This window comes from Blastomonas sp. UPD001 (genome assembly GCF_003426715.1).
In the GTDB taxonomy this organism is placed as follows: Bacteria; Pseudomonadota; Alphaproteobacteria; order Sphingomonadales; family Sphingomonadaceae; genus Blastomonas.
This window is the reverse complement of record NZ_QKVT01000001.1, coordinates 3,100,744-3,103,562: the sequence shown is the minus strand read 5'-3', so window position 1 is coordinate 3,103,562 and position 2,819 is coordinate 3,100,744. Positions and strand designations below refer to the sequence as shown.

The 2,819-nt window shown below is 66.0% G+C and carries 3 protein-coding genes; all 3 read right to left on the bottom strand.

Annotated elements, in window-relative coordinates; translation table 11 throughout:
* On the bottom strand, positions 1–1,037 hold a 1,037-nt coding region (ligA, locus tag DM995_RS15745; protein WP_116970511.1), incomplete at its 3' end, for an NAD-dependent DNA ligase LigA.
* The gene (locus DM995_RS15740; RefSeq protein ID WP_157973239.1) at positions 968–1,828 is read right to left on the bottom strand and encodes an Imm63 family immunity protein; all 861 of its coding nucleotides are present in this window, start codon (positions 1,826–1,828) and stop codon (positions 968–970) included. The genes ligA and DM995_RS15740, both read right to left, overlap by 70 nt.
* Positions 1,829–1,942: 114 nt before the next feature.
* Complete coding sequence (locus tag DM995_RS21960; protein ID WP_116970028.1) at positions 1,943–2,764, bottom strand: Imm63 family immunity protein; 822 nt, start codon at positions 2,762–2,764, stop codon at positions 1,943–1,945.
* Positions 2,765–2,819 lie beyond the last annotated feature (55 nt).

The window sequence follows — 2,819 nt, the reverse complement described above, 5'->3', positions numbered from 1 at the left end:
AGCGCCCAGCGCGGCGCCTTGGCGACGAAACCGAGCCGCGCCTGCCAGTCGAGCCGGTCGACCTTGTAGACCACGCCGTCGATATCATAGGGCAGGTCCGCGCGCCGCCGCTCGATCTCGCGATAATGCGCGAGCAATTCATCCAGCGCCTCGACCCGCACCAGCAGCGGCGAGACCGGCACGCCCATCGCAGCAATCGCCTGCATCACCTCGTGCTGCGTCGCGCCCGGCACCGCGCTCGCCACGCCCCAGCCATGCGCCAGAAAGCGCAACGGCCGCGCGGCGGTGACCCTGGCGTCCTTCTGCCGGAGCGAGCCGGCGGCAGCGTTGCGCGGATTGGCGAACAGCTTCTCGCCGCGCGCCTCCTGCGCGGCATTCAATGCGGCAAAGTCCGCTTTGGACATGTAAACCTCGCCGCGGATTTCGAGGATGTCGGGGACCGCACCGCCAGCGAGGCGCTCGGGAATGTCGCCAATCGTCCGCACATTGGCGGTGACATCCTCGCCCACCTCGCCATCGCCGCGCGTCGCGGCGCGCACCAGCACGCCCTGCTCGTAGCGCAGCGAGAGCGACAGTCCGTCGATCTTGTCCTCGGCCGTGAACGCGAGCACGTCGCCCTCGGGCAGCGCCAGATAGCGCCGCACGCGTGCGACGAACTCGCCGATGTCCTCATCCGAAAAGCCGTTGTCGAGGCTCATCATCCGCTGCTCGTGCCGCACCTTGGCGAGCGGCGAGGACTCGACCGCTGCGCCCACCAGCCGGTTGGGACTGTCGGCGCGGATCAGATGCGGAAAGGCCGCTTCCAGTTCGTTGTTCCGCCGCACCAGCGCGTCATAGTCCGCATCCGAAATCTCGGGCGAATCCTCGGCATGATAGAGCCGGTTGTGATGCGCGATCTTCTTGGCGAGCCGCTGCAGCTCGATCGCGGCTTCGGCTTCGGACAGGGTTTCGATGGATGGGGTGTTGTTCAAGGTTGTGCCTCTCGCCGATAAGGGGTGGCCCGACAAAATGGATCGTTCAGCCAGCGCGCATGCCATTGGGGATCGAGCTTGGCCAGCAGTTCGCCTTGCCTGGCCAGCAGTCTCGGTCCGAACTCATCCGCCTGCGTCGTGTCCATGCGTGCGCCCTCGGCTGCCATGGCATAGGTAACATGATCGAAGACCCAATAGAGCATTTCGTCCAGATCCCGGGTCATCATGTGATCGAACATGTCGCCGCGCTCGAAATATCCCAGCTGAAGCCCGCGGTGATCGACAAAGGCATAGAATTCCCCGTTTTTCGGGTAATCGATCAGCGACAGAAACCGCTCTTCGATCCCGTATCCGCGGGCAAGCTCGCGAATTCGTGCGTGCAACTGCTCGGTGGTCATGCCGGTATAGGGCGGCAGGGTGACCGGTCGCTCGGTACGGGGTGACGGCTCACCTGGAACTGCGGGTTCGGTGGGCCGTGCCGGGACGTCGGCAGGCGAAGGCGGACTTTCGACTGCCCGATCGGCGTCCGGCGCCCGCCGACCCCGCACGCGCCGCACAAGCAGGCCGATGCCGATGCCCAGCAGCGCGACAGCAAACCACGGCACCAGCGCGAATATGCCGATATAGCCCACCGCCAGAAGCGCATTGTTGATGCCGCCCGATTCGCTCCCGGCGCCGACCAGGACCAGCAGCACGAACATGGCCAGCATCAGCCCGAGCGGCGCGAACAGCCAGCCCAAGGCCACGCGCAGAAGCCAGCGCCGCGGGATCAGCGGCACGAACACTGCAGGAGCGATGACCAGCGCCGCTACCAGCAGCACCAGGCCGGGTGTGATCTGATCGGGTTCGGCCGCCATGCTCATACCCCAGAGTTCCCGTTCATCCCGGCCAGCGGCGAGCAACGCCCGGAAGCTGCAGGTTCATAGCGCGCAGCGGGGACACGGGCCAACACTGCATGCACGGAGCCGTCCTCATCGCGTGGGCCGATCGCGGTAATAGGCGGCGCGCCGGCTGCGATCGACCTGCCACCGGGCATGCCAATCGGCATGGATAGCTGCGAGCAGGCGACCCTGATGCTCCAGCACCAGCGGACCGAACTGATCGGCATGGGTCAGCTCGCGCGCGGCCTGTTCGCCCGCAAGCCGGAAGGTCGCCTCATCGAAGACCCAGTATAGAATCTCGTCGAGGCTATGGGGCACGCTGACCTCATATGCGTTGCCCCGATCATAGCGCGCCATGCTGTAGCCATGGTCGGTAACGCTGACATAGGCGGCGTCATTGTCGGGGAAATAGACAATCGGCAGCACCCGTTGCTCGATGCCGAATTCGGCCGCGCGTGTGCGGATGGTCTCGTGCAGATGGCGGGTCGCGTCAGGCAACTCCTTGGCCTGGGGCTGGGCGGTCGTCGATTGCGAAGGCGCTGCGCTCGAGCTGGCCTGGCCGTGGTCCGACCGCGGCATGGACTGCTTCTTGAGCACAAGGGCCAGCACGATGCCGCCCGACCACATCACGAGCCATGGCAGGGTGAGCACGCCGGACAGCAGATGGAAGCCCGCCCAGGCATTGGTCATGTCATTCGCGTCGGCCTGCGGCGCCAGCATGCTCTCCACGCTGATCGCAGCCCAATAGATCGCGACCGGCGCGAAGAACCAGAGCATGGCGACGACGACGCCCGCTCGCCTGGGTAGCCGGGCGATCAGGACCACGGGCGCAACCAGGCAGAAAATGGCCACGATACCCATCACGACATAGATGATCTCGCGCCATTCCATCCCGCCCCCCGGGTCTGCCATCACACCCCCTCCAGCAGCCGATCCGCCTGCGCGCGCGCCTCTGGCGTGAGTTCGG

Excerpts from the sequence above, each read along its gene's own strand:
- DM995_RS15740 (WP_157973239.1), bottom strand. The coding sequence starts at position 1,828 with ATGGCGGCCGAACCCGATCAGATCACACCCGGCCTGGTGCTGCTGGTA.
- DM995_RS21960 (WP_116970028.1), bottom strand. The coding sequence starts at position 2,764 with ATGGCAGACCCGGGGGGCGGGATGGAATGGCGCGAGATCATCTATGTC.